Source organism: Microbacterium sp. SWDP-B6 (genome assembly GCF_059803615.1).
Genome location: NZ_JAPFGV010000009.1, coordinates 84,072 through 104,906 on the forward strand (window position 1 = coordinate 84,072; position 20,835 = coordinate 104,906).

Sequence of the window (20,835 nt, forward strand, 5' to 3'; positions counted from 1 at the left end):
GAACGCGCTATGTCGTGAGTGCGCGTGGTGGCCGTGCAACCACCCCGCGGCCACCTGCGAGAATGGAAGCCCCGTGCCGATCCCGAACCGAGGAGCTCCCGTGCAGTACATCTCCACCCGAGGCGGCATGCAGCCGCTGCCGTACTGCGAGACCCTGCTCGAAGGGCTCGCGACAGACGGCGGGCTCGCCGTGCCCGAGACCATGCCGACGGTCGACGGTGAGACCCTCGAGCGCTGGCGGGCACTGACCTACCCGCAGCTCGCGACCGAGGTGCTCGCGTTGTTCGCGACGGACATCCCCCGTGCCGATCTCGCGCGCATGACCGCGGCGGCATACGATCAGTTCCCCGAAGAGGTCGTGCCGCTGCGCTCGATCGATGACGACCTCACGCTCGTGGGTCTCTCCGAGGGCCCGACGCTCGCGTTCAAGGACATGGCCATGCAATTCCTCGGCCAGGTCGTCGAGTACGCGCTCGAGCGCAAGGGCTCCGTCCTGAACATCCTCGGCGCGACCTCCGGAGACACGGGATCGGCTGCCGAGCACGCGCTGCGCGGCAAGGACCGCATCTCGGTCTTCATGCTGTCTCCGAAGGGACGCATGAGCGCGTTCCAGCGTGCGCAGATGTTCTCGCTCGCCGACGAGAACATCCACAACATCGTGGTCGACGGCGTGTTCGACGATTGCCAGAACCTCGTCAAGTCGCTCGCGGGCGATCTCGACTTCAAGCGGGCCCAGCACCTCGGCGCCGTCAACTCGATCAACCTCGCCCGCATCACCGCTCAGGTCGTCTACTACTTCTGGGCATGGCTGCGCGCGACGGATGCCGGCGGCTGGACCGAGGTCTCGTTCACCGTGCCGTCGGGGAACTTCGGCAACATCCTCTCGGGGTTCTTCGCGAAGCAGATGGGCCTCCCGATCCGTCGGCTCGTGCTCGCCGCCAATGAGAACAACGTGCTCGACGAGTTCTTCCGCACCGGTGTCTACCGGCCCCGCAGCGCGGCGCAGACGCTCGCCACCTCGAGCCCGTCGATGGACATCTCGAAGGCCTCGAATCTCGAGCGCTTCATCTTCGAGCTCGTCGGGCGCGATGCCGCACGCGTGGTCAAGGCCTGGCAGGATCTCGACACCCAGGGCTTCTTCGATTTCACCGCCGACCTGGCTCGTTTCGTCGACGAGTTCGGCATCGTCAGCGGCACCTCGACCCACGCCGACCGACTCGCGACCATCAAGGCGGTCTACGAGGCGACGGGCGACATCATCGACCCTCACACCGCGGACGGGGTCAAGGTCGCCCGCGAGAATCTCGAATCGGGTGTGCCGATGCTCGTGCTCGAGACCGCGAAGCCGCAGAAGTTCGCCGAGACGATCCGCGAGGCGATCGGCGTCGAGCTCGAGTACTCCTCGGAGCTGCGCGCCATGCTCGATGCTCCGCAGCACCGGACCGAGATGGCAGACGACGAGCAGGAGCTCCGTGCGTTCATCGAAGCGAAGGCCCTGAGCTGAGCTGAGTCGAGCCGCCCCGTGGCGACCCGGGCGACCTGACATCACGGAGACCCCCTCCTGCGGACGCCCGCAGGAGGGGGTCTTCGCAGTCAGCGGATCCGCAGCGTGCGACTCACTCGGGGTCGCCGTGCAGCATCCAGGGGATCCCGAATCGATCGACGAGCATCCCGAAACTGCCGCCCCACGGCGCAGCGTCGAGCGGCATCGTGATCGCCGCGCCGTCGGACAGCGCATCCCACACCTGCTGCGTCTTCTCCTGCGTATTGCCGCTCAGGGACACCGAGAACCCCTGAGGCGGCTCGAAGGGGATGCCGTCGGGGGTGTCCGACGCCATCAGCACGAGGCCGTCGGGCGTCGTGAGCTGCGCGTGCATCACGAGGTCGTTCTGATCGGGGTTCTGCACCATGTCGGGGAACTCGCCGAACACGGTGATCTCGAGGTCCCCGCCGAGGATGCCCTGATAGAACTCCATCGCCTGTCTCGCTTCGGTGCGGAACGAGAGATACGGATTGAGTGTCGCCATGACTGCCCCCAGCTATGTCAGGCAGGGCCCTCGTCGGCCCCGCTGCGGCTCATTCTGCGCCGGGGGTCGGACATCCGCAAGAGCGGGGTCGTCGCTCAGTCGGGGAGCGCCTTCACCGCCGCGGTCAGCACCTGAGGCACGGTCGGCACGCCTTCTGCCCGGAAGACCTCCGCACCCGCGGCATCGCGGATGATGACCGTGGGGGTGAACCGGATGCCGAGCGCCTCCGCCGCATCCGGCTCGGATGCGACGTCGATCTCGGTGACGGTCGCATCGGGAAGGTAGCGCACCGCATCAGCGACGACCGCACGGGTTCGAGAGCAGGCGCCGCAGAACGCGGATGTGACCAGCGTGAGTTCCATCGCTCTCCTCTCGGCTCTCGATATGCAACCCGGCGCCGGCTCGTCGTGTTCCCGGATCGAGGTCAGAACTCGGTGCGCTTGACGAGACCCCGATTCGTGCGGATGTGCTCGTAGTCCCACTGCACGACCCGTGACTCCGACAGCCAGACGGCGAGACGGTCGGTGTCGATCTCCGAGACGTCGACGAACCTCGCCTCGGCCGCCTCGAACGATCCGGACGCGACGAGTCCGGGCTCGGCGAACGACTGGCCACTCCAGAACATCAGTCGCACGGCATCCTTCAACCGGTCGTATCCCACGATCGGATTGCCGTCGAGGAACCAGACGGGGTGCGCGTGCCACACCTTGGCGGACGCCTCGGGAAGCCCCCGGTCGATCTCGTCGGCGAGGCGCTCGCAGATCTCGCGATCTTCGGGGCGGAGTCTCCGGTGGTAGTCGTCGATCTCTGGCGCGCGGGTCATGGTGCGAGTATGGCCCGTGCGGCGGCCGCCGTCGAGGATCAGGTGCGAGGCGTCGTGGACCGAGGATGCAGCAGACCGGAGAGCGCACCGAGCGCAGCACCGACGAGGGTGTCGACGATACGTTCCCACGCGACGTCCATCGAACCGATCTCGCCGGTCGCCGCACCCGTCAGCAGCAGCACGAGCGGCGTGATGAAGACGAGCGCGAGGGCGTAGTGGCGCACCACGACGAGCTCGATCGTGAACTGCAGGGCGCCGAGAAGCAGCGCCAGCCAGAGACCCGACGGATGCAGCAGGGCGAGAAGAGCGTAGACCCCTGCGCCGACGACGGTCCCGAGCATGCGGTGCAGTCCGCGCTGCACGGCGGCGCGGCGGGCGGCTGCCACGCCGATCACTGCGACGGCCGATCCGACGATCCAGTACGTGCGCGTCGGGTCGATCGCCAGCCCGAGCAGCACGCCGATGATCGCGACGATCGCGACCCGGATCAGCAGCATGCGTGAATCGGCCGTGAACGCGGGCCCCGGCAGCAGCTCACGCAGCGGCCTGGCCGAGACCGAACGCGCACGGGGGAGCAGAAGCGGCGCCATCGCGATCAGATAGGAGAAGACGCATCCCGCCGCGAGCGCGGCGATGTAGACCATCGGTGCGATCGGTGAACTGACGATCACATGAGCCGAGAGGCCGAAGACCAGCACGAAGAAGAGGGGCCCCGGTGGACCGAGCCGGAAACCGAACGCCAGAGCCGCGCTGACGACCGCGACGACCACGACGCCGATGCTCACGAGCCAGGCGTTCGCGGAGGCAGCGACTCCGAGTGCGGCGCTGGCGATCAGGCCCGCGGCGACGAAGGGCAGGATCCTGGCCCGTTCGACCACAGGAGCGGTGCCGGCGAAGAGGACCGTGAATGCGCCCGACGCCGCGATGTAGCCGAGCGGGGGCTGACCGATCATGGTCATGACGGCGATCGGCACCGCGATGCCCAGCGCCGCCTGGGTGGCGAGGTGCCAGCGCGGACCGCGCTTGGGTGCCAGGGCGAACAGGCTCATCCTTCTATTGTCTCGCGGTGCCGAGGACCCGCGAGACGCGGCTGAGCCCTTCCGGTGCCTCCGGAGTGCCGATGGGAGGCAACGAGCCCGGCGCTACGATGGCCGACGTGACAGAACCTCGCCCCGGAATCGCCGAACGCCTCTCGCAGATGATCCGGCTGCCGACCGTGTCGGCGGAGCTGGAGGAACGCGGATCCGAGCCGTTCGAGGCGTTCGTCGCGTTGATCGCCGACCTCTACCCGCTCGTTCACGAGCACCTCGCGCTCGAGCGGCATACCGATTTCGGGCTGCTCTTCCGCTGGTCGGGCAGAGGGGCTGAGGCCGACGGGCCGGTCGTGCTGATGGCGCATTACGACGTCGTCCCGGTGGATGAGAGCGATGCATGGACGCATCCTCCGTTCGAGGGCGTGATCGCCGACGGGGTGGTCTACGGGCGCGGGGCTCTCGACGACAAGGGTCCGCTGATCGTCGTGCTCGAGGCGGTCGAGAATCTGCTCGCCGACGGGTTCGTCCCCGCGCGAGACGTCTACCTCTCATTCGGAGGCAATGAAGAGACCTTCGGTCGAGCGGCCGAGGAGATCGCGCGGGTGCTGCGCGAGCGCGGCATCATCCCGTGGCTCGTGGTCGACGAAGGCGGCGCGGTCGTCGACGCCCCACTGCCTTTCGTACCGGGCCGAGCGGCGATGATCGGCGTCGGGGAGAAGGGTGTGATGACCCTGACCCTCTCGGCGCGCGGCGAGGGCGGCCACGCGTCGGCGCCTCCTTCTCTGACCGCCGTCCGGAGGGTGGCGAGAGCCGTCGATCGGCTCGGGCCGCGGACGTTCCGACCACGGCCCTCGAAGGCGATCGGGCGGATGCTGTCGCAGCTCGGCGCTCAGACGCCCGGTCCGGCGCGACATCTGCTGCGCCTGCTCGGATCCGCGCCGCTGCTGACCGGTCAGCTGTTCGCCGCGCTCGGCGGTGAGCCCGCCGCTCTCGTGCGCACGACCGTGGCCCCGACGATGCAGTGGGGTGGCACGGCGGCGAACGTCCTCCCCTCGCAGGCGTCGGCGACCGTGAATCTGCGCATCGCTCTGGGCGAGACGACGCAGCAGACCGTGCTGCGGGTGCGTCGGCGCATCCGGGATCCGCTGGTCACGGTCCGCGTCGAGGAAGCGAGCGAACCGTCACCCGAATCTGCGACCGACAACGCCCAGTTCGCGGTGCTCGCCGACGCGCTCGCGGTCTCGCACCCCGGGGTCCCCGCCGTGCCGTACGTGATGATGGCGGCGACGGACTCCCGCCACTTCCACCGTTTCGCGCCGGCCGTCTACCGCTTCGCACCGCTCGACATGTCGAACGCGCAGCGGGCGTCGATCCATGGCGTCGATGAGAACGTCGAGATCGCTGCGCTCGAGCGGGGGGAGCGGTTCCATCGGGCTCTCCTCGAGCGGCTAGGGTGATCTCACCCCTTCGAGGGCGTCTCGGCGCCCGAGTCAGCCCTTTCACCGAGGAGCCGCGATGACGCGCACCCGCACTCTGGGAACCCTCGCCACCGTCGTCGGCTTCCTCGCCTTCGTCGAGTTCACCAGCGGCGTGCTGCAGGGCTATTACACGCCCATGCTCACCGACATCGCGCGGCATCTGGGAATCCACGACGCCGACGTGAACTGGCTCGAGGGCACGCAGCTCATGCTCTCGGCTCTCGTCGTGCCGGCGTTCGCGAAGCTCGGCGACATGGTCGGCCACAAGCGGATGCTGTTGATCTCGACGGCGCTGACCGCCGCCGCGGCACTCGTGCTGCCGTTCACGGACTCGTTCCCCGTGTTCCTGATCGGCTGGACGCTGATGGGGTTCTACGTCGTCTGGCTGCCGCTCGAGATCGCGCTCATCTGGTCGCGCTCACGCCGGATGGAGGGACGCTCCTCGATCACGGCGAAAGCGGCAGGGCTGCTGGTGGCGGCGCTCGAAGGCGGCGCGATCATCGGTGCTCTCGTCGGCGGTGCGCTGATCGATGTCCTCCCGCTGACGGTCGTGCTCCTCATTCCCGCGGTGCTGATCGTCGTCTGCTTCTTCGTGATCCTGTTCGGGGTGAAGGAGTCGCCTGATCCGACCGGCGGCGTGTTCGACACGGTCGGCGTCGTGCTGATCTCGCTCGCCCTGATCTGCTTCACCGGCGGGCTGAGCCTGCTCCGTCTCGAGGGCGGACTCGTCAACCCCTGGTCATGGGCGGTGGTCGTGCTCGGCCTCCTGCTGGTCATCCCGTTCGTGCTCTGGGAGCTGCGCTGCGATGACCCTCTCATCGACGTGCGCATGTTCCGCTCACCGGCCCTCGGGCCTGTGTTCCTCACCGCCGGCCTGTTCGGAGTGAGCGTGCTCGGGGCCCAGGCGCCGCTGTCGACGTTCGCGCGCACCGATCCGGGTGTCTACGGCTATGGACTCGGAACGACGGGTTTCGCGACGTCGCTCATCATCGGGCTGTATCTGATCGCGATGATCGCAGGTGCGCTGCTGTTCCCGCTCGTCGCTCGACTGGTGAGCCCGCGGATCACTCTCATGGGCGCGTCTCTGCTCGTCGGCATCGGGTTCCTGCTGTTCCTGCCTTTCCATGACTCCTATGTGCAGGTGGTGACCAACATGGTCATCGTCGGACTCGGCTCCGGCGCTCTCGTGGCGGCTCTCCCCGCGGCGGCTGCGTCGGCGGCGCCCGCGACGCAGACCGGTGTCGCGACGGGGCTCACCAACTCGGTCAAGACGGTCGGCGGAGCGATCGCCTCGTGCATCTTCGGGATCGCACTGCTCAACGGCGTGAGCGGAGCGGTCGAGGGCACCGCAGGGTCATTCGCCGGCTACGTCACGGTCTGGGTGGTCTGCGGCGTGACGGCGCTCGTCGCCGCCGCGATCCTCGTCTTCGTTCCCAAAGAGGCTTTCACCGACCGGACGGATGCCGAGGCCGTCGCCACGCCGATCGCCTGACGTCAGCCCGGATCGAGGCCGAGGATCCGCGAGATCTGAGGCCAGGCCTGCGCGCCGAGCGCTGCATCGGCGCGCGGTGTGCCGCCCCGAGCCATGTGCATGCCGCCGGCCGCGGGGGCCTCGCCGGGCAGGAGCAGACGATGCCCTGCGTCCGGATGCTGGACGATCGTCGTGCTTCTGCCATGGGCATGTCGGCGCCGTGAGATCGCCGTCGTGAACGCGGCGCTCGGCCAGACGCGGTCGTCACCTCCGGCGATCAGCAGCAGATCGCCGGAGATCCGCTCGACAGGAATCGTCGCCGCCGCAGTGAGTGTCGGGTCGAGGGTCAGGCTCGTCGAGTACAGCGAGAGGTACTCCGGCGGATCGCTCATCGGCGTCCACGCCGGGTCGAACACGACCGCCGGCAGCGGAGAACCGCCCAGAGTCCAGTGCGAGGACCAGCGGCCCTCCGCCAGCCCGGACCAGACGACGGACGACGGGGAGACGGCGATGGTCGGGTCGATCTCGACGGTGGAGGCGGTGACGAGGGCCGCCTCGGCGCCGAACGACGTTCCGAAGATCGCCACGCGATCGTGATCTCGTCGCAGCAGCTCGATCTGATCGATGAACATCTCGATCGGCACCTCATGGGGCGCCGGTCGCTGGCCGATGCCGCCGAACCAGCGGATCGCTCGCACCCGAGTGCCCCGATGGCCGAGCAGATCGGCGCGAGCGGACTCGAGGCGCCCACTCGAACCCGCGAGCAGCAGCACGGCTGTGCCGCAGGGTCGCTCGGGGAATGCGTCGTAGACGTCATCCGAGGCGATGGACGAAGGCATGAGGTGGTGGGCCGATGTCAGTCGCGGTCGAGCCCGAACGAGCGCTTGACCACGGCCTGCATGTCGCGGTCGAGTCCGTCGATGCGCGTGTTCACGGTGTCGAAGCGGGCGTTCATCTCGCCGCGGAGTCCGCCGATCTGGGCGTTCATCTCGCCGCGGAGACCCCCGATCTGGGCGTTCATCTCGTTGCGGAGGCCACCGATCTCGGTGCGGACGACCCGGATGAACAGTGTGGAGACGACGGTCAGCATGCCGAACATGAGCGCGGTGAAACACCCGATCATGGTCCAGATCTGAGCGTCGGTCATGAGGTGCACCATGTCATCCTCGCATCGTTCCTCGCCGAGCAGCGGAATCGAGGTCGCTGTATACCGTCATCCCGAGCAGTGGGAGGAACTGCGGGGCGCAGGGTGGTCGTGCAGGAGGGGTGGGCGGGGATTTCTCATCACTCGCCCACCCCCGTGCTCAGTCGCCCTTGACGTTGACGAGCTGACGCAGCGTGTGCCTGATCTCGACCAGGCTCGCGGCATCCGTCATCACCTGATCGATCGGCTTGTACGCCTGCGGGATCTCATCGATGAAGGCGCTCGTGTCGCGGAACTCGATCCCCTCCATCGCCTCACGCAGCTGCTCGTGAGAGAAGGTGCGCCGAGCCGCCGACCGCGAGTACTCCCGGCCGGCGCCGTGCGGTGACGAGTTCAGCGACTGCGGGTCACCGAGCCCTTCGACCACGTACGACGCCGTTCCCATCGAGCCCGGGATGAGTCCCGGACGACCGGCATCCGCCTGGATCGCACCCTTTCTCGACACCCACACCCTCTTGCCGTAGTGCTTCTCCGACTCGGTGAAGTTGTGGTGGCAGTTGATGCGCTCCTGCTCCTCGACGGGGGTTCCGAGGAACTCCGACACCTGCCGTGCGACCCGATCCATCATCTCCTCGCGGTTGAGCAGCGCGAAGTGCTGGGCCCACCGCAGCTCGCGGATGTACCGGGTGAACTCGGGAGTGCCTTCGACGAGGTACGCGAGGTCGGGGTCGGGCAGCTCGATCCACCACTGCTTCGCCAGCCGCTGCGCGACGGCGATGTGGTGACCGGCGATCCGGTTGCCGACGCCTCGAGAACCCGAGTGCAGGAAGAGCCACACGCGGTCGAGCTCGTCCACCGACACCTCGATGAAGTGGTTGCCGGAGCCGAGCGTTCCGAGCTGCAGTCGCCAGTTCCTGGCGTACTTCTCAGGGTCGAACTCGCTCTGCTCAGCGAGCGTCTCGAGCTCTGCGATGCGCGGTTCGGCACTCGCGACGATCTTGTTGTTGTAGCGCCCCGCCGACAGCGGGATCGCGCGCTCGATCTGCTCGCGCAGCTCGGCGAGATCGCGACCGGCGAGGTCACCCTTCGTGAACTGGGTGCGAACCGCGATCATGCCGCAGCCGATGTCGACACCGACTGCGGCGGGGATGATCGCGCCGAGCGTCGGGATGACCGAGCCGACCGTCGCTCCCTTGCCGAGGTGCGCATCGGGCATCAGAGCCAGGTGCGGGTGGATGAACGGCATGCGCGCGGTGGTGTGCGCCTGATCGAGTGTCTTCTCATCGATCATCGACGCCCACGAGAGCAGCCGTGTGGAGAGCCTCTCCATGATTCCTTTCCTTGTGTGATGTTCAGCCACAGGTCGGGAGTCTCGTGAGAAACAGAAATGCCCCGAACCTGACGGTGCGGGGCACGGGAACAGCGGATGCTGTCACACGGCGCGCGCCGGAGGGTACGACTCGTAGCGGTCATTGCGCTTCTGCTGAAGCGGCAAGACCGCGGCGAAGGGGAAGTTCCGCAGGGCGGTCATCCGTCGTCTCCTCGGCGTGAATGCTGTGCGCGATCGGCACAGCTTTGCCACACTAGGGCGCGACACGCCCGGGAGTCAAGCGGAATCGCGCGGGGGGTTGTGCATGAACTCGACGCGGATGCCGTCGGCATCCTCGACGAAGGAGGCGTAGTAGCGGTCGGTGTACCGCGGGTACTCCTTCGGGTCTCGGACGGCCGTCCATCCGGCATCGAGCGCCACTGCATGCAGGCGATCCACCTCATCGCGCGAGGGCATGGCGAACGCGATGTGCTGCCAGCCGACCCGGCCGTGGCGGTGAGGGCCGGAGTCCTCATCCCATGCGTACAGGATGATCTCTGTCTCGTCGCCGTTGTTCCATGAGATGGAATGGTCGTCCTCGCCGCCGCTCACGTAGCCGAGCGCCATGAGCACGGGGTGGAACTGGGCTCTGCCCCGTTCGAGGTCGTCGACGGTGATGCCCAGATGATCCAGAAGTGCCATGCGTCCAGTCTTCCAGTCGAGGCACGCGCGGCACTAGTGCGGCGCGTGGTACTCGGCTTCGCCGCGCTTCCAGTAGCCCTTGACCACGGCGTTCGCGGAGTCGATGCCCCAGCGGTCCAGCAACGCGCGTCCCGGTTTGACGATCGACTGTTCGGCCGCGATGAACACGAACGGGTCGTCGCCGATCGCATCTTCCACCGCCAGGTCGTCGAGGAACGAGACGAGCGCGGAGCCAGAGGGAGCATCGCCGCGATGCAGCCATTCGATGTCGACAGGGGCTTCGATGTCGATCTCACGCCCGGCCGAGACCGTCTCGACCACGATTCGAGCGGCGACGCCGGCGGGGATGAGCGCCGCGAAGCGTCGGATGGCGGGGATGGCCGTCTCATCTCCGGCGAGCAGCCAGGAGCCGGGGGTGCCGTTCAGCACCGCCGACCCGCGGGGCCCGCCGACGCCGATCGATGACCCGAGAGCAGCAGTCGCCGCCCAGGGGGCTGCGACACCCGAATCGCCGTGCACGGCGAACTCGACGTCCAACCAGTCCGCGCCCCAGGCCAGAGGTGTGTACTCACGACTCGGTGCAGCCCGCATCTCCTCGACCGATCCCACCGGGCCGGAGGGGAAGAACAGACGCATGTGGTCGTCGGAGCCCGGGGAGTCGAAGCCCTCGAGGTCGCCGCCCGTGAGGCGCACACGCACGAAGTCGGGTGCCAGCCATTCCCGGGCGCTCAGCGTGACGGTGCGGAAGCGCAGATCGAGGCCTCGGCGCTCGATGGAGAAGCCGGATTTCGTATCGCTCATAAAGTAAGGCTAACCTATCTTGGAGGCGGAGTTAGGGGAGCCTAACTCCGCCTGTCCTGCGCCGCCCGCGCGCACTCACCACCGCAGAACAGGAGTCTCTCCATGTCCATGCCCAGAATCCTCAGCGCCACGAGCGTCGGTCTCGTCGGCCTTCTCGCCCTCGCCGGCTGCGCCTCCGGAGCCGAAGCCGAGCCGGCCGAGACCGCGCCGGCCGCCGACTCAGTCACGATCGAGGACAACACCGGATCGCACGAGATCGCCACGCCTCCCGCATCCGTCGTCGCACTGGACAACCGCACGTTCCAGACGCTCTCCGACTGGGGAGTCGAGCTCTCGGCCGGTGCGGTCGCGCTCATGCCCGACACGGTGTCGTACCTCGACGACGACTCGATCGTCGACATCGGCCTGCACAGCGAGCCCGACCTCGAGGCGATCGTCGCCGTCGAACCCGACCTCATCATCAGCGGACAGCGCTTCACGCAGCACAACGAGGCCATCGCCGAACTCGTGCCTGAGGCGACGATCATCGATCTCGAGCCTCGCGAGGGCGAGCCCTTCGACGACGAGCTCAAGCGACAGGTGACCGTGCTCGGCGAGATCTTCGGCAAGCAGGACGAGGCGCAGTCACTGGTCGACGATTTCGACGCGGCGGTGGAGCGGGCGAAGGCCGCCTACGACGACGCCGACACCGTCATGGCCGTGAACACCTCGGGCGGCGAGATCGGATATCTGGCACCGACCGTGGGCCGCTCGCTCGGACCGATCTACGACATCCTCGGCCTGACGCCGGCGCTCGAGGTCGCCGATGCCTCGGACGACCATCAGGGCGACGACATCTCGGTCGAGGCGATCGCCGCCTCGAACCCCGACTGGCTTCTCGTGCTCGACCGCGACGCCGTGTTCGCCGCAGAGACCCCCGACTACGTGCAGGCATCCGAGATCCTCGAGAGCTCCGAGGCGCTCGCCGGCGTCACGGCAGTCGCTGACGAGCAGATCGTCTACATGCCCACCGACACCTACCTCAACGAGGGCATCCAGACGTACACGACGTTCCTGAACGACCTCGCCGACGCCCTCGAGGCCGCCCAGAAGTAGTCCGCTCGGCGGCATCCGCTCGAGGGCGGATGCCGCCGGCCGGCGTCTCACGATGTCTCGCACCGCGTTCTCCACCGAGCCGCCCCGGTCTGCCGGGCGGCTCGTCGACGTCAAGCTCCTCGTCGGCATCCTCGTCGTCCTCGCACTTCTCGTCGTGTCCCTGTTCACAGGCGTCTACGACATCGCGGGAGCCGCCGACGGTGCCGAGATGTTCCAGATCACCCGGGTCCCGCGCACGGTAGCCCTCGTCCTCGCGGGCGCCGCCATGGCGATGGCGGGGCTGGTGATGCAGCTCCTCACTCAGAACCGCTTCGTCGAGCCGACCACCACCGGCACCACCGAATGGGCGGGCCTCGGTCTGCTGACGGTCATGGTGCTCGTGCCGAACCCCTCGATCCCGCTGAGGATGGCAGGCGCCATCATCGCGGCCTTCATCGGCACCATGGTGTTCTTCGCCTTCCTGCGCCGCGTCTCGCTGAAGTCGTCTCTCATCGTCCCGATCGTCGGCATCATGCTGGGTGCCGTCGTCGGATCGGTGTCGACCTACTTCGCACTCGTGACCGACTCGCTGCAGGCCATCGGCGTCTGGTTCGCGGGCAGCTTCACATCGGTGCTCCGAGGGCAGTACGAGATGCTCTGGATCGTGGCGATCGTCGGAGTCGTCGTGTTCGTCGTCGCCGACCGTCTCACGATCGCCGGGCTGGGGGAGGAGATCGCGACGAACGTCGGGGTCGACTACAACCGGGTGATCCTGCTCGGAACAGTGCTCATCGCCGTCACCACGGGCGTGGTCACGGTCATCGTCGGCAACCTTCCCTTCCTCGGGCTGATCGTGCCGAACATCGTCTCGATGGTCCGCGGCGACGATCTGCGCAGCAACCTGCCGTGGGTCTGCCTGCTCGGCATCGCGATCGTCACCGTCTGCGACATCATCGGACGGACGATCATCATGCCGTTCGAGGTGCCGGTGTCGCTGATCCTCGGCATCGTCGGCGCGATCGTCTTCATCCTGCTCCTGCTGAGGCAGCGTCGTCGTGGCTGAGGCGATCGCGGCCGGCACCCGCACCTCCGGATCCTTCACGACTCCGCGCGCACGACGGCGATATGTCATCGTGCTCGGCATCCTCGTCGCCCTCTCCGTGGCCTTCGCCTTCGCTCTGCTCGCGTGGGAGAACCCGATGCCGATCGGATCACCCGGATTCTGGCGCATCGCGAAGCTGCGCGTGACGAACGTGACCGTGATGGCCGTGGTCGCGGTGGCGCAGGCGATCGCCACCGTGAGCTTCCAGACGGTCACCAACAACCGCATCATCACGCCGTCGATCATGGGATTCGAATCGCTGTATCGCGTCGTGCAGACCACCACGGTGTATCTGTTCGGCGTCGCCGGTCTCGTGGCGATCCAGGGTGTCTGGCAGTTCGGCCTGCAGGTCGTCATCATGGTGGGGCTTGCGATGGCGCTCTACGGATGGCTGCTGTCCGGGCGCTACGGCAACCTGCAGATCATGCTGCTCATCGGGATCATCATCGGCGGCGGTCTCGGAGCGATCTCGACCTTCATGCAGCGGCTGCTCACGCCCAGTGAGTTCGATGTGCTCGCGGCGCGATTGTTCGGCAACGTCTCGAACGCCGACGCGTCGTACCTGCCGCTCGCCATTCCGCTGTGCATCGCGGCCTCGGCGCCGCTCTGGACGAGGTCCCGGAGGCTGAACCTGCTCGCGCTCGGGCCCGACGTGTCGCGTTCGCTCGGCCTCGACCACAAGCGCGAGCTCTTCATCGTGCTCTTCCTCGTCGCCGTGCTGATGGCGACATCGACCGCGCTGGTCGGTCCGATGACGTTCCTCGGATTCCTCGTCGCGACCCTCGCGTACCAGTTCGCCGACACGTACGATCATCGACTCATCTTCCCGGTGGCCGTGCTCACGGCCTTCACGATCCTCGCCGGGGCCTATTTCGTCATGAAGAACGTCTTCTACGCGCAGGGGATGGTCTCTATCCTCATCGAGCTCGTCGGCGGAACCGTCTTCCTCATCGTCATCCTCAGAAAGGGCAGGCTGTGATCACACTCGAGGGCGTCCGCCGCGACTACAGCGACCAGGTCGCGATCGGCCCCGTGGATCTCCGGATCCCCGCCGGGGGCATCACGGCGCTGATCGGTCCCAACGGCGCGGGCAAGTCGACGCTGCTGACGATGATCGGCCGGCTCGGCGGCATGGACGCCGGGGCGATCGAGATCGCCGGATACGACGTCGCGACCACGAAGTCGAAGGACCTCGCCAAGATCGTCTCGGTGCTCCGCCAGGAGAACCACTTCGTCACGCGGCTCACCGTGCGCCAGCTCGTCGGTTTCGGGCGCTTCCCGCACTCGCAGGGCCGCTTGACCCGCGCTGACGAGGAGATCATCAGCAGGGCGATCGACTTCCTCGACCTCGGCGACCTGGAAGGGCGCTACCTCGACGAGCTCTCCGGAGGCCAGCGGCAGCGAGCCTACGTCGCGATGGTGCTGGCGCAGGACACCGAGTTCGTGCTGCTCGACGAGCCGCTCAACAACCTCGACATGAAGCATGCCGTGCAGATGATGAAGCACCTGCGTCGTGCGGCCGAAGAGCTCGGGCGCACGATCGTCATCGTCCTGCACGACATCAACTTCGCAGGTCATTACGCCGACCATATCTGTGCCATGAAAGACGGTGAGGTGGTGGAGTTCGGCCCTCCCTCCGCGATCATGACCGGTGAGGTGCTCACCCGCGTGTTCGACACGTCCGTGCAGGTGGTCGAGGGGCCCTCCGGTCCTCTCGCCGTCTACTACTGACGCTCAGAGCTCGACGCCGTGGTCCTCGTCGTTGACGCCGGCATTGCGGCCCCGGCGGGATTCGTAGCCGATGAACCAGCCCAGCCAGACGATCGCGGCGAGCAGGATGCCGAGCCAGACGTTCTGGAAGATCAGGCCGATCACGACACCGACGATGAGAAGACCTGCGGTGACGGAGAAGCGGAGTGCGTTGCGCGACATGGGCTCAGCCTAAAGGCGATCCGCCCGCCACGGGAGGTCAGCGAGTGCGGTGATCTTCGGGAGAGAGCCGTGGCCCTCGTCGGGGCTCGCTCACCCTGCTCGCGAAGATGAGGCGGATCACGCGCTGCCGGTGCCCCGCCCACGGGGCGAGCAGGTCGAGCATCCCGTCGTCATCGGTGCGGTGGCCGGTGAGGGCGTATCCCACCTGATGTGCGAGGTGGTAGTCGCCGACGCTCACCGCGTCCGGATCGCCGAGTGCCCGGATGCGCGTCTCGGCCGAGGTCCACACACCCACGCCGGGGAAGCTCGTCAGGACGCGGTCACGCTCGTCGCCGCCGGATGCTGCCAGAAGCGCGCGGGCGATGCTGTCCGCCCGCTCGGCGACGCGCACGACGGTCTTCGACTGCGGCGGCTGCACCGCGACCCGATGCCAGTCCCACGAGGGGATGCGACGCCATTGCTCTGCGGTCGGGGCGGCGTGCATCGGCCGCGGGGTCGGACCGGGTGCGCGCTCGCCGAACTTCGTGACGAGCAGCCTCCAGGCGCGGAACGCCTCGAGACCCGTCACCTTCTGCTCGATGATGGCGCAGGCGAGAGCGTCGAACACGACGCCGGTGCGAGCCAGGCGGATGCCGGGCGCACGGCGGGCCACCTCGGAGATCAGGGGATGGAGCGAGGGATCGAAACCCGACGGGTCGTCTCGGGCGCCGCACAGGTCGGGCACGGTATCGAGTGCGTGCTCGGCTCCGCGGCCCCACGCGGTGGCCTTGATCTCTCCGCTCTGCGCGCGCAGCGCCAGCGTCGCAGGGCCGAGCGGAGTTCGGAGAGTGCGCCAGATCACCGGACCGTCGAAGACCATGGTGGGGTCCCCGGGGCCTCGCCGCAGCATGCCGACCGTCGCGCGGAGATCGACGGGTGCGGTCGGCCGATACACGGTCTCTCGCGGTGCGCTCTGAGAAGCCGCGTCGGCGGCTCCGGCATCCGCGGTCAGGGTCATGCGCCCCACGATACGTGGCGGGGCTGACACTCGGATCAGAAGCGGTCGGGCGAGGGTGTGCCGTGGCCGTAACGGATGACGACGTCGGCGTGACGGTCGAAGCGGTAGCCGATGCCGCGCACGGTGCGGACGATGTCCTCGTAGCGGCCGAGCTTCGCGCGCAGACGCCGCACGTGCACGTCGATGGTGCGCTCGCCGGGGGTCTCGTCGTCCTGCGCCTGCCACAGTGCGGAGACGAGTTCGCTGCGCTCGATCGTGCGTCCTTCGCGGAGCACGAGGTACTGCAGCAGCTCGAACTCCTTGTAGGTGAAGGCTGCGGATTCGCCGTCGATCAGGACGCGCTTGCGCGAGATGTCGACGACGACGCCGCCCTCCTCGTCGGTGGTCTCCTCCTCTGCGGCGGCCTTGGTGCGGGCGATCGCACCGGGCTCGTGCAGTGCGAGACGCACGACGTCGAGGTCGCGGCCTCCCGAGCCGTGCGGGGCGAGCGCGACGGTGGCGTGCGTCTCGGCGCCGGGAGCGAGCTCGGCGAGAGTGCGACGCAGCGCGTCGACGAGGAGCGGGAGGCTGACTCCGGCTTCTGCGGCCTTGATCTCGTCGAGGCCGACATAGAGGGCGAAGCCGCGGGGCGAGCGGACAGCGGGAAGATCTGCATCGAGCGGGGCTGCGGCGGGCGCCGGAGCGGCGGTGCGGACGGCGGCGGTGGCGGCGGGACGCTCGAGAAGTGCGGTGTTCGACATGATGATGAAGTCCTCAGGACGTGAGCCGGGAAGAGGCTCTGATGCGTTGCATGAATGACCGGGCGAGCCGGAAGAGCGAGCAAAGGGTGGATGCTCGATGACCCATACCTCGCAGATCGCGAGAAGTCAGGTCAGACGGAGTGGCTGTTCGTTCAGCGACACATTCGGCAACACATGCCAACGCGACCGGGCATCATCATCCCGGCAGTCCTGTTCGCCTCCTGGGCGGACAAAGGGCTTGCGTTGGTAGTCATGGGGGGATTATGTCGGAAGAAGTCCGGGCGTGTCAAAACGGCCGACCGTGCCGGAGGCGGGCGTAACGTTGAGAGATGACCACTTCGACCCTCGCCGCAGGCTTCCTCCTCACCGATGAGAAGGACGCATCGCGGTACACGTTGATGAGAGACGGGCAGCTCGTGAGCGTGCTCGACTACCGCGACGACGGACACACGATCGCCCTGACGAGAGCCTTCACGATCCCCACTTTCCGCGGCCACGGCTATGCGGGTGTCGTCGTCGAGGGCGCTGTCGCCGACATCGAGGAACGCGGAGATCGCAAGGTCGATGCGGTGTGCTGGTACGTCTCCGACTGGTTCCAGGCGCACCCGGAGCACTCGGCTCTCCTGCGCTCTCGCTGACGCAGCTCGTGTGACGCTGTGTTACACGGTGGCGCCCTGACAGGATGAAGTCATGAAACTCGCAGAGGCACTCACCGCCCGCGCAGACCTGCAGCGCCGCATAGAGCAGCTGCGTGCGCGCATCACCGCGAACGCCAGGTACCAGGAGGGCGAGGAGCCCGCCGAGGATGCCGCCGCGCTTCTCGTTCAGGCGGATGCCGATCTGCTGCTGCTCCGCGACCTCATCAGGCGGATCAACGCGACGAACTCGCGTCTGGATCTGGGTACCGACGGAACCATGACCGATGCCCTCGCCGCCCGCGACGTGCTCCGGCTGCAGCACTCGCTGCTCGCGGACGCCGCCGCGGCGGCATCCGGGGCGAACGACCAGTTCCTGCGTCAGATGCGGTCGGAGCTGCGTCAGATCTCCGCGCTTCCCGTCGCCGAGCTGCGCTCGCGCGCGGATGCGGTCGCGCAGGAGCTGCGCGAACTCGACAATCGGATCCAGCAGGCGAACTGGCTCCACGATCTGGAGGAGTAGAGCGGAAGTCGGTAGTCATGACGAGGCGGGCACAACCCCAGCCGGAGGGGCAATTCCGGCTCATGTTGGGCGGAGGGCAGCCCGGATCCGCATCGCGCAGCCCCGCACGCCGCACATGTGATCGCGCATCGCGCATCTCGCATCACCACGTGTCGATCATCGTGACGAGGGTGGGTCAGGGGACCTTCCGCTCGCGATCCCACAGCCTCATCTCGGGTAATATGGTTTCTCTGCTCAGCCCCGTCGGCTGAGGTGGTCAGGCGCTCATGAAGCGCGCTGGTCCGAGGCTCGAAACCTCCGGCATCGTCCCCGACACCGGAGGTTCTTCCATGTCATCGTCCTTGCGCGCCCGCCCCCAGACCCGGTGGTGGGCGCTCGTCGTCATCTCCCTCACGCAGCTGATCGTCGTCCTCGACGGCACGATCGTGAGCATTGCCCTGCCTCAGGCCCAAGCGTCCCTCGGCTTGACCGACGGCCAGCGTCAGTGGGTCGTCACGGCCTACGCCCTGGCCTTCGGCGCACTGCTCCTGCTCGGTGGTCGCATCGCCGACTACGTCGGGCGCAAGCGTGTCTTCATGATCGGGATGGTGGGCTTCGGCGCTGCATCCCTCTACGGCGGCCTCGCACAGTCGGGCTGGGAGCTCATCCTCGCCCGCGGCCTGCAGGGCGTCTTCGCCGCACTTCTCGCACCGGCGGCTCTCGCGCTGCTCACCGTGACTTTCCCCTCGGGCCGCGAGCGCAACACGGCGTTCGCCGTGTTCGGGACCGTCGCGGGAACCGGCGCAGCGGTCGGCCTGCTGCTGGGCGGATTCCTCACCGAGTTCACCGATTGGCGCTGGTGCCTGCTGGTCAATCTGTTCTTCGTCGCGATCGGCCTCGTCGGCGGAGCGCTCTTCCTCACCGAGAGCAAGGCCGAGGGCGACAACCGGTACGACGTCTGGGGCGCGATCACCGTGACTCTCGGTCTCGGATCGCTCGTCTACGGTTTCAGCCTCGCCGAGAACGGCTGGGGCGATCCGCTGACGATCACGTTCCTCGCTCTGGGGGTCGTGCTGCTCGGCGTGTTCGTGTGGGTCGAGAGTCGTGTGTCGCAGCCGCTCCTCCCGCTGCGGGTGGTGGCCGATCGAGTGCGAGGCGGAGCGTTCCTCATCCAGGGCGTGGCCGGGGCGATCATGATCGGCGCGACGCTCTACCTGACCTTCCACCTCCAGTTCGTGCTCGGCATGGGCGCGCTCCCGGCGGGAGCGGCGACCCTGCCGCTGCCGATCGCGACGATGATCATCGCCCCGATCGCGACGAAGCTCCTCACGGTGATCGGGCCGCGGCCGATGCTGATCGTGGGGCCGCTCGTCGCGGCGGCCGGTCTGTTCCTCCTCTCCGGGATCACCCCCGATGGGGCGTACATCGTGCAGATCGCGCCGGCGCTTCTGCTCCTCGGCATCGGCATGGGCTTCGTGTTCATCCCGCTGCAGAACCTGGCACTCACCGGAGTCGCACCGCATGACGCGGGCATCGCATCGGCCGTCGCCAACTCGGCCATGCAGATCGGCGGATCGATCGGGCTGTCCGTGTTCACGGCCGTGTACGCGGCGTCGGTGGGCGGGCATGCGCAGACGGAGGTCTCCCCGACGCAGCTGACCGACGCCTACGGCTGGGTGTTCATCGTCGCGTCGATCCTCATGGTCGGCGCTGCCGTGATCGCCGCCGTCATGGTGCGCGGTTCGAAGGACGAGCTGATGCCGTCGCAGCCGGGGCTCGCGGTCGGCGCGCACTGAGACGCTCGCGGCATCCGTTCCGCCCGGAATCCCACGGATTCCGGGCCCAGGAACGGATGCCGCGGCACGCCTGAGGCCGAATGTCGGTGGGGGTTCGTAGCGTGTGAGTATGCGAATCCTGCACACCTCCGACTGGCACATCGGCCGCACCTTCCATGGCAACTCGACCATGGACGCGCTGGCCGAGGTCCTCGGAGCGCTCACGGTGCAGGTTCGTGAGAACGCGGTCGACGTCGTCATCGTCGCCGGTGACGTCTTCGATTCGGCGACGCCGGCCGGCCCCGCGTACACGCTTCTCGGCGACGTGCTCGTCGCGCTGCATGAGACGGGTGCCCGTGTGATCGTCACGAGCGGCAACCACGACTCCGCTGCGCGTCTCGGGTTCCAGGCGCGGCTGCTCCGTGACGGCATCCACGTGCTGACCGATCCGCTCGCGATCGGCACGCCGGTGACGCTGGCAGACGCCGATGGTCCGGTGCATTTCTACGGCATCCCGTACCTCGAGCCCGCCATCGTGCGTCAGCACTGGATCGGCGCCGATCTGCGCACGCAGGCGCAGACGCTGTCTCATGCGATGGGTCTCGTCCGGGTGGGGATGCAGGCCCACCCGGGGCGATCCGTCGCGATCGCGCACTGCTTCTCCGCCGGAGTCGACGCCACGGTCGGTCTCGAGCGCGAGGTGCGGCAGGGGGGTCTCGACGTCGTGCCGCTGTCGGTCTTCGACGGTCCTGACTACGTCGCTCTCGGGCACATCCACGGGCGCCAGAAGATCAGCGAACGAGTGCGCTATTCGGGCGCTCCGCTGCACTACAGCTTCGGCGAGCAGAGCAAGCCCCGCGGTTCGTGGCTGGTCGACCTCGATGCCACCGGCCTCGCATCGGTCGAGTGGCTCGATCTTCCCGTCCCTCGTCGCCTGGTCACCCTCACGGGCACCCTCGATGAGATCCTGTCTCCCGAGAACATCGCGGCGCACGCCGACGACTGGGTCTGTGCGGTGTACACCGACGCACTCGCCCAGACCGAGCCCATGCGTCGACTCCGAGAGCGCTATCCGCACTGCGCGATGGTGCAGCATCAGCCCTCCGACACATCCGCGGCAGTCGAGCGCTCCTATGTCGATCGGCTGAGCGGTGCCGTCAGCGACCCCGAGCGCATCGAGGCCTTCCTCGAGCACGTCCGCGCGGGCCACGGGGCGACCGAGCGCGAGCGCGAGCTGATCCGCGAGGTCCTCGATGACCGCGTCCGCGCCGAAGCCCTCATCTGATCCG

General features: G+C 67.8%; 23 protein-coding genes. 11 read left to right on the forward strand and 12 right to left on the reverse strand.

Translation table 11 applies throughout. The annotated features are described in order from the left end of the window. Positions 1-100: 100 nt before the first annotated feature. Entirely contained in the window at positions 101-1,504 is a 1,404-nt protein-coding gene (gene thrC / locus OPU70_RS12650; protein ID WP_079112290.1) for a threonine synthase, read from the forward strand. A 112-nt stretch (positions 1,505-1,616) separates the two neighbouring features. Here the strand turns inward: thrC and OPU70_RS12655 are convergent, their stop codons facing one another. The 4 genes from OPU70_RS12655 to OPU70_RS12670 all read right to left on the reverse strand — a co-directional run bounded on the left by OPU70_RS12655 (position 1,617) and on the right by OPU70_RS12670 (position 3,899). Next, positions 1,617-2,027 carry a VOC family protein gene (locus tag OPU70_RS12655; RefSeq protein ID WP_042538920.1) on the reverse strand — a complete coding sequence of 137 codons (411 nt, stop codon included), beginning with the start codon at positions 2,025-2,027 and terminating at the stop codon, positions 1,617-1,619. Positions 2,028-2,122: 95 nt separating this feature from the next. Next, on the reverse strand, positions 2,123-2,389 hold the full coding sequence (locus OPU70_RS12660; RefSeq protein WP_498557950.1) for a thioredoxin domain-containing protein: 267 nt from the start codon (positions 2,387-2,389) through the stop codon (positions 2,123-2,125). 62 nt (positions 2,390-2,451) lie between these two features. Beyond that, entirely contained in the window at positions 2,452-2,850 is a 399-nt protein-coding gene (locus tag OPU70_RS12665; RefSeq protein WP_042538924.1) for a DUF1801 domain-containing protein, read from the reverse strand. Positions 2,851-2,888: 38 nt separating this feature from the next. After that, positions 2,889-3,899 carry an FUSC family protein gene (locus tag OPU70_RS12670; RefSeq protein ID WP_498557951.1) on the reverse strand — a complete coding sequence of 337 codons (1,011 nt, stop codon included), beginning with the start codon at positions 3,897-3,899 and terminating at the stop codon, positions 2,889-2,891. A gap of 98 nt (positions 3,900-3,997) precedes the next feature. Between OPU70_RS12670 and OPU70_RS12675 the strand changes: the two genes are divergently transcribed. Together OPU70_RS12675 and OPU70_RS12680 are read left to right on the forward strand one after the other, a co-directional pair. Beyond that, positions 3,998-5,341, forward strand: coding sequence for a M20/M25/M40 family metallo-hydrolase (locus OPU70_RS12675; RefSeq protein WP_498557963.1), 1,344 nt, complete (start codon positions 3,998-4,000; stop codon positions 5,339-5,341). 58 nt (positions 5,342-5,399) lie between these two features. Next, a complete protein-coding gene (locus OPU70_RS12680) occupies positions 5,400-6,854 on the forward strand; it encodes an MFS transporter (RefSeq protein ID WP_056375663.1) in 1,455 nt (484 codons plus the stop codon). 2 nt (positions 6,855-6,856) lie between these two features. Here the strand turns inward: OPU70_RS12680 and OPU70_RS12685 are convergent, their stop codons facing one another. From OPU70_RS12685 to OPU70_RS12705, 5 genes are all read right to left on the reverse strand, one after another. Beyond that, positions 6,857-7,672, reverse strand: coding sequence for an acyl-CoA thioester hydrolase/BAAT C-terminal domain-containing protein (locus OPU70_RS12685; protein ID WP_498557952.1), 816 nt, complete (start codon positions 7,670-7,672; stop codon positions 6,857-6,859). 17 nt (positions 7,673-7,689) lie between these two features. Continuing rightward, the gene (locus OPU70_RS12690; RefSeq protein ID WP_079113911.1) at positions 7,690-7,980 is read right to left on the reverse strand and encodes a hypothetical protein; all 291 of its coding nucleotides are present in this window, start codon (positions 7,978-7,980) and stop codon (positions 7,690-7,692) included. Positions 7,981-8,137: 157 nt separating this feature from the next. After that, entirely contained in the window at positions 8,138-9,307 is a 1,170-nt protein-coding gene (locus OPU70_RS12695; RefSeq protein ID WP_079112295.1) for an RtcB family protein, read from the reverse strand. Between the two features lie 276 nt (positions 9,308-9,583). Then, the gene (locus OPU70_RS12700) at positions 9,584-9,988 is read right to left on the reverse strand and encodes a VOC family protein (RefSeq protein ID WP_042538932.1); all 405 of its coding nucleotides are present in this window, start codon (positions 9,986-9,988) and stop codon (positions 9,584-9,586) included. A gap of 33 nt (positions 9,989-10,021) precedes the next feature. Further along, a complete protein-coding gene (locus OPU70_RS12705; protein ID WP_079112296.1) occupies positions 10,022-10,789 on the reverse strand; it encodes a siderophore-interacting protein in 768 nt (255 codons plus the stop codon). A gap of 102 nt (positions 10,790-10,891) precedes the next feature. Between OPU70_RS12705 and OPU70_RS12710 the strand changes: the two genes are divergently transcribed. From OPU70_RS12710 to OPU70_RS12725, 4 genes are read left to right on the forward strand one after another with little or no spacing between them, the layout of a single operon-like run. Beyond that, on the forward strand, positions 10,892-11,884 hold the full coding sequence (locus OPU70_RS12710) for a siderophore ABC transporter substrate-binding protein (protein WP_079112297.1): 993 nt from the start codon (positions 10,892-10,894) through the stop codon (positions 11,882-11,884). 52 nt (positions 11,885-11,936) lie between these two features. Continuing rightward, complete coding sequence (locus tag OPU70_RS12715) at positions 11,937-12,926, forward strand: iron chelate uptake ABC transporter family permease subunit (protein WP_498557953.1); 990 nt, start codon at positions 11,937-11,939, stop codon at positions 12,924-12,926. Beyond that, on the forward strand, positions 12,919-13,944 hold the full coding sequence (locus OPU70_RS12720; RefSeq protein WP_498557954.1) for an iron chelate uptake ABC transporter family permease subunit: 1,026 nt from the start codon (positions 12,919-12,921) through the stop codon (positions 13,942-13,944). Before OPU70_RS12715 ends, OPU70_RS12720 begins: the two co-directional genes overlap by 8 nt. After that, a complete protein-coding gene (locus tag OPU70_RS12725; RefSeq protein WP_042538942.1) occupies positions 13,941-14,696 on the forward strand; it encodes an iron ABC transporter ATP-binding protein in 756 nt (251 codons plus the stop codon). Before OPU70_RS12720 ends, OPU70_RS12725 begins: the two co-directional genes overlap by 4 nt. Positions 14,697-14,699: 3 nt before the next feature. Here OPU70_RS12725 and OPU70_RS12730 read toward each other — a convergent pair whose 3' ends face one another. From OPU70_RS12730 to OPU70_RS12740, 3 genes are read right to left on the reverse strand one after another with little or no spacing between them, the layout of a single operon-like run. Beyond that, positions 14,700-14,897 carry a hypothetical protein gene (locus OPU70_RS12730; protein ID WP_042538943.1) on the reverse strand — a complete coding sequence of 66 codons (198 nt, stop codon included), beginning with the start codon at positions 14,895-14,897 and terminating at the stop codon, positions 14,700-14,702. Between the two features lie 37 nt (positions 14,898-14,934). After that, a complete protein-coding gene (locus OPU70_RS12735) occupies positions 14,935-15,894 on the reverse strand; it encodes a DNA-3-methyladenine glycosylase family protein (RefSeq protein WP_498557955.1) in 960 nt (319 codons plus the stop codon). A 35-nt stretch (positions 15,895-15,929) separates the two neighbouring features. Further along, positions 15,930-16,634: a winged helix-turn-helix domain-containing protein gene (locus OPU70_RS12740; RefSeq protein ID WP_042538945.1), complete on the reverse strand. Its 705-nt coding sequence runs from the start codon at positions 16,632-16,634 to the stop codon at positions 15,930-15,932. A gap of 329 nt (positions 16,635-16,963) precedes the next feature. On the opposite strand from OPU70_RS12740, the gene OPU70_RS12745 reads away from it, so the two are divergent. The 4 genes from OPU70_RS12745 (at position 16,964) to OPU70_RS12760 (ending at position 20,831) form a co-directional block, all read left to right on the forward strand. After that, the gene (locus tag OPU70_RS12745) at positions 16,964-17,272 is read left to right on the forward strand and encodes a GNAT family N-acetyltransferase (RefSeq protein ID WP_056375674.1); all 309 of its coding nucleotides are present in this window, start codon (positions 16,964-16,966) and stop codon (positions 17,270-17,272) included. Between the two features lie 52 nt (positions 17,273-17,324). Continuing rightward, positions 17,325-17,792: a DIP1984 family protein gene (locus OPU70_RS12750; protein ID WP_042538948.1), complete on the forward strand. Its 468-nt coding sequence runs from the start codon at positions 17,325-17,327 to the stop codon at positions 17,790-17,792. 329 nt (positions 17,793-18,121) lie between these two features. Next, positions 18,122-19,567, forward strand: coding sequence for an MFS transporter (locus OPU70_RS12755; protein ID WP_475433828.1), 1,446 nt, complete (start codon positions 18,122-18,124; stop codon positions 19,565-19,567). A 109-nt stretch (positions 19,568-19,676) separates the two neighbouring features. Then, on the forward strand, positions 19,677-20,831 hold the full coding sequence (locus OPU70_RS12760; RefSeq protein ID WP_042538950.1) for an exonuclease SbcCD subunit D: 1,155 nt from the start codon (positions 19,677-19,679) through the stop codon (positions 20,829-20,831). Positions 20,832-20,835: the final 4 nt, after the last annotated feature.

Bases quoted from the DNA above. Each gene is read 5' to 3' on its own strand.
- OPU70_RS12655 (WP_042538920.1), bottom strand. From the start codon at position 2,027: ATGGCGACACTCAATCCGTATCTCTCGTTCCGCACCGAAGCGAGACAG.
- OPU70_RS12660 (WP_498557950.1), bottom strand. From the start codon at position 2,389: ATGGAACTCACGCTGGTCACATCCGCGTTCTGCGGCGCCTGCTCTCGA.
- OPU70_RS12665 (WP_042538924.1), bottom strand. From the start codon at position 2,850: ATGACCCGCGCGCCAGAGATCGACGACTACCACCGGAGACTCCGCCCC.
- OPU70_RS12670 (WP_498557951.1), bottom strand. From the start codon at position 3,899: ATGAGCCTGTTCGCCCTGGCACCCAAGCGCGGTCCGCGCTGGCACCTC.
- OPU70_RS12675 (WP_498557963.1), top strand. From the start codon at position 3,998: ATGGCCGACGTGACAGAACCTCGCCCCGGAATCGCCGAACGCCTCTCG.
- OPU70_RS12680 (WP_056375663.1), top strand. From the start codon at position 5,400: ATGACGCGCACCCGCACTCTGGGAACCCTCGCCACCGTCGTCGGCTTC.
- OPU70_RS12685 (WP_498557952.1), bottom strand. From the start codon at position 7,672: ATGCCTTCGTCCATCGCCTCGGATGACGTCTACGACGCATTCCCCGAG.
- OPU70_RS12690 (WP_079113911.1), bottom strand. From the start codon at position 7,980: ATGACCGACGCTCAGATCTGGACCATGATCGGGTGTTTCACCGCGCTC.
- OPU70_RS12695 (WP_079112295.1), bottom strand. From the start codon at position 9,307: ATGGAGAGGCTCTCCACACGGCTGCTCTCGTGGGCGTCGATGATCGAT.
- OPU70_RS12700 (WP_042538932.1), bottom strand. From the start codon at position 9,988: ATGGCACTTCTGGATCATCTGGGCATCACCGTCGACGACCTCGAACGG.
- OPU70_RS12705 (WP_079112296.1), bottom strand. From the start codon at position 10,789: ATGAGCGATACGAAATCCGGCTTCTCCATCGAGCGCCGAGGCCTCGAT.
- OPU70_RS12710 (WP_079112297.1), top strand. From the start codon at position 10,892: ATGTCCATGCCCAGAATCCTCAGCGCCACGAGCGTCGGTCTCGTCGGC.
- OPU70_RS12715 (WP_498557953.1), top strand. From the start codon at position 11,937: ATGTCTCGCACCGCGTTCTCCACCGAGCCGCCCCGGTCTGCCGGGCGG.
- OPU70_RS12730 (WP_042538943.1), bottom strand. From the start codon at position 14,897: ATGTCGCGCAACGCACTCCGCTTCTCCGTCACCGCAGGTCTTCTCATC.
- OPU70_RS12735 (WP_498557955.1), bottom strand. From the start codon at position 15,894: ATGACCCTGACCGCGGATGCCGGAGCCGCCGACGCGGCTTCTCAGAGC.
- OPU70_RS12740 (WP_042538945.1), bottom strand. From the start codon at position 16,634: ATGTCGAACACCGCACTTCTCGAGCGTCCCGCCGCCACCGCCGCCGTC.
- OPU70_RS12745 (WP_056375674.1), top strand. From the start codon at position 16,964: ATGACCACTTCGACCCTCGCCGCAGGCTTCCTCCTCACCGATGAGAAG.
- OPU70_RS12750 (WP_042538948.1), top strand. From the start codon at position 17,325: ATGAAACTCGCAGAGGCACTCACCGCCCGCGCAGACCTGCAGCGCCGC.
- OPU70_RS12755 (WP_475433828.1), top strand. From the start codon at position 18,122: ATGTCATCGTCCTTGCGCGCCCGCCCCCAGACCCGGTGGTGGGCGCTC.
- OPU70_RS12760 (WP_042538950.1), top strand. From the start codon at position 19,677: ATGCGAATCCTGCACACCTCCGACTGGCACATCGGCCGCACCTTCCAT.